Annotated in this window: 9 protein-coding genes; all 9 read left to right on the top strand. The window is 40.5% G+C overall.

Going from position 1 to position 7,023, the window contains the following annotated elements; genetic code table 11:
• Positions 1-348: IS66 family transposase (locus BLV86_RS16825; RefSeq protein WP_139297962.1), on the top strand; the 348-nt coding region annotated here is incomplete at its 5' end.
• A 219-nt stretch (positions 349-567) separates the two neighbouring features.
• Entirely contained in the window at positions 568-1,413 is an 846-nt protein-coding gene (locus tag BLV86_RS16820) for an MBL fold metallo-hydrolase (protein WP_090819883.1), read from the top strand.
• A gap of 43 nt (positions 1,414-1,456) precedes the next feature.
• The gene (locus BLV86_RS16815; RefSeq protein ID WP_090819880.1) at positions 1,457-1,945 is read left to right on the top strand and encodes a hypothetical protein; all 489 of its coding nucleotides are present in this window, start codon (positions 1,457-1,459) and stop codon (positions 1,943-1,945) included.
• A 51-nt stretch (positions 1,946-1,996) separates the two neighbouring features.
• The gene (locus BLV86_RS16810) at positions 1,997-2,761 is read left to right on the top strand and encodes an alpha/beta hydrolase (RefSeq protein WP_090819877.1); all 765 of its coding nucleotides are present in this window, start codon (positions 1,997-1,999) and stop codon (positions 2,759-2,761) included.
• 292 nt (positions 2,762-3,053) lie between these two features.
• Positions 3,054-3,365, top strand: a complete 312-nt coding sequence (locus tag BLV86_RS16805; protein WP_090819875.1) for a hypothetical protein — start codon at positions 3,054-3,056, stop codon at positions 3,363-3,365.
• Between the two features lie 69 nt (positions 3,366-3,434).
• Complete coding sequence (locus BLV86_RS16800) at positions 3,435-5,318, top strand: transglutaminase-like domain-containing protein (RefSeq protein ID WP_090819871.1); 1,884 nt, start codon at positions 3,435-3,437, stop codon at positions 5,316-5,318.
• Between the two features lie 160 nt (positions 5,319-5,478).
• Positions 5,479-6,180 carry a metallophosphoesterase family protein gene (locus tag BLV86_RS16795; protein ID WP_090819869.1) on the top strand — a complete coding sequence of 234 codons (702 nt, stop codon included), beginning with the start codon at positions 5,479-5,481 and terminating at the stop codon, positions 6,178-6,180.
• A gap of 63 nt (positions 6,181-6,243) precedes the next feature.
• On the top strand, positions 6,244-6,576 hold the full coding sequence (locus BLV86_RS16790) for a DUF3592 domain-containing protein (RefSeq protein WP_090819867.1): 333 nt from the start codon (positions 6,244-6,246) through the stop codon (positions 6,574-6,576).
• A 94-nt stretch (positions 6,577-6,670) separates the two neighbouring features.
• On the top strand, positions 6,671-7,023 hold a 353-nt coding region (locus BLV86_RS16785; protein WP_242873354.1), incomplete at its 3' end, for a GDSL-type esterase/lipase family protein.

The following is a 7,023-nucleotide window of genomic DNA, read 5'->3' as shown; positions in this document are numbered from 1 at the left end:
AAAGTAAATGCACTTATTCAACGGTATGAATCGATACTTTTATTAGCGGAAGAAGAATACACTGAGCATCCTCCTGGGAAAGAATATATGGATGGATACAATCTCCAAAAGAGGTTACGCGCTTACCAGGACAGCCATCTATATTTTCTTTCACATCCTGAAGTTGATCCCACGAACAACATAAGTGAGCGTGAATTGCGAAAATTTAAGCGGAAACAAAAACAAGCTGTTGTACTCCGGAGCAATACCGGAGGACAACATATTTGTGATGCACTTACCATTATTGAGACAGCCAGAACTCAAAATAAGAACGTATACGATACCGTTGAAAATGCGTTTGCAAAATAACCAAAAGGGATACAGAAAAGTTTGTTAGAAACTAACAATACATCTTCTGTATCCCTCTTATTTACTTAATTTGGCTGGGTAGTGAACAGTAACACTATTCACAGTATTTATAAGATGTTTGATTTAGGTAACCCCCCAATATAAACTTTCTATTGTTTTGTGGAGATACTATAATTATTTCAGTAAATCTTTTCTTATGGGCGAAGGAGTGAACGGATCATGTTGAAAGTAACATATTTTGGAACCACAACTTTATTGTTTGATGATGGGAATGATCAGGTCCTTTTTGATGCCCATATCACTCGTCCATCGCTCAGCAAATACATAGCAGGAGCTAAGGCGAGCACAAACAAAACATTATGTGATGAGCTTATCAGTCTGCACAATATCGACAGACTTCGTGCGGTTTTTATTTCTCACACTCATCACGATCATGTCATGGATGCTCCATATATAGCCAATAAATGCAACGCAAAAATTTACGGAAGTGAATCCGCACAAAACGTCGCACTGGGCGCAGACGTTCCGGCAGAGAATATTACCGTGTTCAAACATGGCGATATTTTTGATATAGGTGACTATAAGATTCGTATCCTGAATTCTCTACATTCCAAACCGACTATACTCAATAATGATCTAGGCGAACCTATTAAAGAACACCTGACACAACCGGCAGGATTAAGAGACTATAAAGAGGGCGGCTCTTACGATTTTTACATAGAATATAAAGAGAAGAAGATCCTGATCCGTCCAAGTTTCAATTACATAGAAGGGCAGCTTGATGATATCCGTGCCGATGTCTTATTTCTTGGCGTTGCGGGGCTGGCAAAAGCGGACCATGATATGGAGAAAACATTCTTTAAGGAAACAGTAGAGAAAAGCGGAGCAAAACTGGTGATTCCCATTCACTGGGATAATTTCTTCTCACCTTTAGACCGGCCGATTGAAGGCATGCCACATATAATCGAAAACACCGGTGTGGTCTTTTATAAGATCGCTAAATACTGTGAATTACATGAAGTGAATTTTCTTGTACAATATCCGCGTACGAGTATTGAGCTTTGATCAGTATTTGCATAGAGAAAAGTTTAAAAAGGTGAATACAATAATGAATAACTATCGATTTTCAGAGCTTGTGGAAAAAGAAAAAGGATTTGAATTCTACCAGGCTTTTCGCGATGAAGTAGACTTTGTGATCGGCGGCAAGGATGATACATATTGGTTTACAGTTCTTAATGATCAGTCTGTTAAGGAAACATACATTGGAACTATTAAGGACGGCGTATGGACTGACCGCATGATCAAAGGAAAAGGGAAAAGAAGAAGCATAAAGGAAATGCCTTCAGGCAGCACCATTAAGCGCATAGAGGAACGAGCCTACTTCATGCAGGACCAGTCCTGGGTAAAAGACAGAAAACCAAGACTTATAGAAGATGCGCATCCACACTTTCACTATGTCTATGGTATTGGCGATAAGGCTCTGGACGTTTCGCAGGCATACGGTGTAAGAATTGCATATTCGGATATCAGTGATCCTTCAGCAGGCTACCATCTAAGGTATCTGTATATAGGTGAAGATGTTGAGATCCCGGACTGACAGAAAGCCAGGATTATTAATTGTGCAAATTGGGATTTATGGAGAAGCAGTATGAGTCTGATTACAGAAACAATAAACAGCAGAATTCTCAAAAAAGAAATGAAGCTGGCAGTTTATTACCCGGACTTATTTAAAGATAAAGCACTGCCAGTATTGTATTTCCTACACGGCAGAACGGGAAATGAAACACTCCTTAAGCGGCTCGGGGTTGATAAAACAACGGACGAACTGATTGGAAAAGGGAAAATCAAACCATTGATTATCGTGTGTCCGAACATGGACAACAGCAGGGGGATCAATTCTGCCGAGACATATCAGGAGGTTGCTGGAAAGTATGGCGTTGTTCATAAGGGCCGTTATGAAGACTACCTTCTGGATGAGGTCATCCCATTTATCGACAGCACCTTTCAAACGATCGAAGATCGCTCAGCAAGATACATCGGTGGTATTTCATCCGGGGGATATACAGCGTTGAACCTTGGGCTGCGGCATCAGGAACTGTTCGCCAGGGTTGGAGGACATATGCCGGCGATTGACTTGTCCTATGAGGATGAAGACGAATGCTATTTTTCAGATGAAGAAATGTGGCTGAAAAACGATCCGATCACAATTGCCGGGCAATTTGTTTATACCGATTTGAGAGTTTTTCTGGACGATGGAAAAGACGATGAAGGTCACTTCTATCATGCCTGTGAGAAGTTGTCTCAGATTTTGCGACAGAACGGAGCAGATGTTCAGAATTATCTTTTTGAGGGACATCACAACGGGGATTATATAGTTTCCAATCTGGAAACCTACCTAAAGTTTTACAATTAATAGAAAAATTCCAGTTTATGTCACCCAGCCAAAGTAAAGCGCATCCTGAAAATATAATATAACAATTTATTTATGATAAAGCAGACGATAGCTTAGTAACTAAGTTCTCTCGTCTGCTTTTTTGTTGCTGCTAAAAAAATAAGTAGTAGCAGCTTTCCAAAATGTTGATAACAAGATATTTAAAAACATAATGGATAAATCAAATCATCAAATAAAAAAACATCCAGAAATAATACTAACTGAAGAAAAAGTCTCCCCATAATTAATATGCACAAAAAACAAGGGGCAAAAAATGATAATCAAGAAAAATCTAGAACCTTTATTTTACCTTAAAGAACAGGTAGAAAACGGAACACATGGCAACAATGTGATGGAAGTCGAATTCTCTGATAATAAAAGGAATCTTCTCCATATTTTCGACGGGGATGACACCGGATACACACCGATGATTACGTTGTCAGTTGAATCTCAGAAGAAGATAAATGGGCGATGGAGAAAGATCGGGCAAAAAGATATCCTCACATGCCACTACGAGTTCTTTGTAAAGAATTGTGGGGAAGGGTTGTATCAAAAAATAATCCGAACTCTCACCGAGGAGCCTTAAAGAAAGATTATACCAAGAATCCTCAATCATAATTGCTTTGTAAAAGCCAAGTAATAAGGAGAAAAAGAAATGAAGAAGAAAATCAAAAGAGTGGTCGTATCAGGAATGATAGCGACTATGTTAGCTCAATCCTTCACCGGTAATGCTGCAAACTGGACCAAAATCAATAATGAATGGAACTACATCCTTGATGACGGTACCATGGCAAAAGGCTGGAGATGGATAGATGCAGACAATAACGGTATCGGAGAGTGTTATTACTTCGATACTGACGGAAAACTGTTTTTGCAAGGAAAAACACCGGATGGCTACGATACTAACAGTAACGGAGCCTGGACCGAGAACGGAACAATCAAAACAAAGGAAGGCTCATGGTGCACATGGCCTGATACAACCGGTGCAAGTCACTGGTACTACCTCTGCCCGGACGGAACTTTTGCGGTTAACACCTGGAAACTGCTCGATGGAAACCATGATGGCATATCTGAATTTTATTGCTTTGACAATAATGGTCAGATGTATGCAGGCACGCTCACACCGGATGGGCTCCAGGTTAATTCCGATGGAAAAAGACTTAACGAGGACGGAAGCATAGCAATAGTAGAAACGCCTGAAACAAAGAAGATGGCTGAAACAGGTCTTGCCAAAGGGCTTACTGGTGGAGGATCATCTTCCGGTGGAGGCGGCGGATCATCATCCGGTGGCGGAGGATCTTCAAGGGGAAGTTCTTCATCCGGAAGTAGCAGTAGCGGTTCTTCAACAAAGGAAGTTGAGGCATCTAAAACCGAATATTCTACTAGTGATGCGGTCCCTCTGTTAAACACTGACACAACTTCTCAGACATCTGATGACAGCGCTTCATCAGAAAAGGAATCTGCTGAAGAGAGCCAGACTAAGTCCGTTCAGGGACAGGGAATTGCCATTACTTCGGGTTACACCATAGCAGATTACGTATATGGCTCAAAGAAATCGGATTTGGTTACAAAAGAACAGCAGAAAGCCGTAGATAAGAAAATTCAGCAATTCAAGGATAAATATATCCGTGGCGGCGAGTCTGATTGTCTGAAGGTCATTCTCATTTGCAGATATCTTACAAAGAATGTCTCTTATGATGCAGACTATGGCACAACAACACTGTATAAGACAGCATACGATGCCCTTGTTAAAGGAACGGCACAGTGCATGGGCTATGCCGACGCATTCTTACAGATGGCAGATGCTGTAGGGCTTGAAACACGCTATGTATATAACGGAAACGAATCTGACCTGCACGTATTTAACCTTGTACGTGTAGAGGGCGAATGGATGATGGTTGATCCTACTAATGCCTTCCTTTTGTCAGATCCTACGGAACTGTACAACGGATGTGTGCTATTTAACGAATCCGCTCTTGATGAATACGGATACATTGATGATGAGACGGTTCCACCTACAGTATGCTACGGCACACCGGAAACACGATTTGCATATAAAGGTGCAGAAAAAACACAGGATATCCAGACAGCAGACGGAGAGCTTTCTCTGGTTGGTTATTCAAAGACCAGGGATTACCTTGACCGACTGAAGATCGAGTACGGACTCGTAGAAGAAGAGGCTGATGAAGTATTCACCATATTTAAGAATGATGATTATAACAAGTCTGAAAAAATAGCCAAGAAGATTCTTTCATCAAAAGACAAAAAGATCGGAATCTTATGGGATCAGACAACCTACCATGAGGCAGAAAATATGGCAGAAGCCATAGAACAACTCGTTAAAGACAAGGGATATAAGGTTTCATATGATGCCCTGGTTATCGATGATGCAGACAAGGTCTATAACACCGAAAAGGAAGATTTTGACTATAATTCTTTCGTTTTCCGCTCAGTATTTAAGCTCGGAGAAAAAATAACTGCAGAAAGCGAAGAGGAAGATGATAATATCTCAACCCCTAGCGAACTGGAAAAGAATTAAACATTCATTTTTTAAGCCACGGAATGGTGCAGGAACCATCCGTGGCTTTTTTACATTGAATGAAATATGTTTTTCCTCGACATTTATTAGCGGATTGTCGCATTTGTGCGTATAATATTAAAAACGTCTATAATCTTCTGCTAATAATTAATAAAAATATATGAGTAAAATTTTTGTAATACCCGATGTACACCTAAAACCCTGGATGTTTGAAAAAGCATCGGAAATCTTATCTGAAAACCAATATGATGCCGTGGTTCTTCTGGGAGACCTTGTTGATGACTGGGGAAAGGGGCAGAACATTGCCCTTTATAAGGAAACCTTTGATGTCGCAATTGACTTTGTAAAAGAGCACCCGGAAACATATTGGTGCTACGGGAATCATGACGTCAGCTATCTATGGTATGCCATGGAAACAGGATTCTCATTTCTTGCAAGAGATACCGTGGTCGAGGGGATAGAGAAACTTAAGAAAGTGCTAAAACCAAACCATGTGAGTTTTATCCAGAGGTTTGATGAAACATTATTCTGCCACGGTGGACTTACAGAGAGTTTCGTGATCCAGCATTTCGGATATGGAGAACAGGATATGGATTCCATGATATCCAAAATTAACTCCATGCGAAAAGAAGATCTATGGAAAGATAACAGTCCCTTATGGGCAAGACCACAGGAAGGTGCAATGAGACTATATGCTCCTGATTATCTTCAGGTGGTCGGACATACTCCTATGATGACGGCTGTCCAGGAAGGCAGTCTCCTTAGTCTCGATAACTTTTCGACATATAGAGACGGGAATCCGTACGGTGACCAAAGGTTTGTTTTCGTCGATACTGTTGAGAAGACATGGAAGTTTGCCTAAGGATCATATATATATGCAAGTTAGATTTGAAAGTATAAGAAACAGTTTATAGGAGGTTCAGAAATGGCTTTTCTTATAGGAATTATAGTTGTTGGATTTGTAATATGGGCAATTATATCCATGAAACGCGATGAGGATATAAGCAAGAATGGAATTGAAACCGAGGCGGTTGTATCGCGTGTAGAAGAACACTCCAGTATCAACGAAAATAAGGAGAGTGATAACTACAAAGAAAAAGAATACACCTATACCTATTACGTCAAGTATCAGAATCAAAAGGGTGAAACTGTAGAAGCAAAGCTTGGACCCCAGCCTCATGCACTTCAGCAGGGAAATAAGATACGAATCAAGTATTCTACGAAAAATCCGAGCTATGTGCTCAGTGCCGGAGAATAATCAAAATCCCAAAATATGTAGAATTCTACAATTAATTAGATTGTCAAAGGTCGTGGGCGGTGGCTAATTATTACAGACTAATGGAGGCTTTAAAATGAAGACAGTATTATGCTACGGAGATTCAAATACCTATGGATTTGACCCTCGCAGTGGGCTAAGATATCCTTCCGATATCCGATGGACAGGGCGATTACAGCAATTACTCAGACAAGAATACAAGGTGATAGAAGAGGGCTGTAACGGAAGAACAACTGCTTTCGATGATCCAACAGAGCCATGGAAAAACGGACTCCCATATCTGAGGCCCTGCCTTAATACACATAAGCCGATAGACATAGTTATACTTATGCTCGGGACTAATGATCTTAAAAATTGTTTCAATGTTTCAGTTAAAGAGATAGCAGAGGGTGCCGGAAAGCTTGTTGATGTCATCAAGGAATTTACCGC

It is taken from the genome of Oribacterium sp. KHPX15 (genome assembly GCF_900107835.1).
GTDB lineage: Bacteria > Bacillota > Clostridia > Lachnospirales > Lachnospiraceae > Oribacterium.
This window is presented reverse-complemented; position numbering and strand designations above follow the sequence as displayed.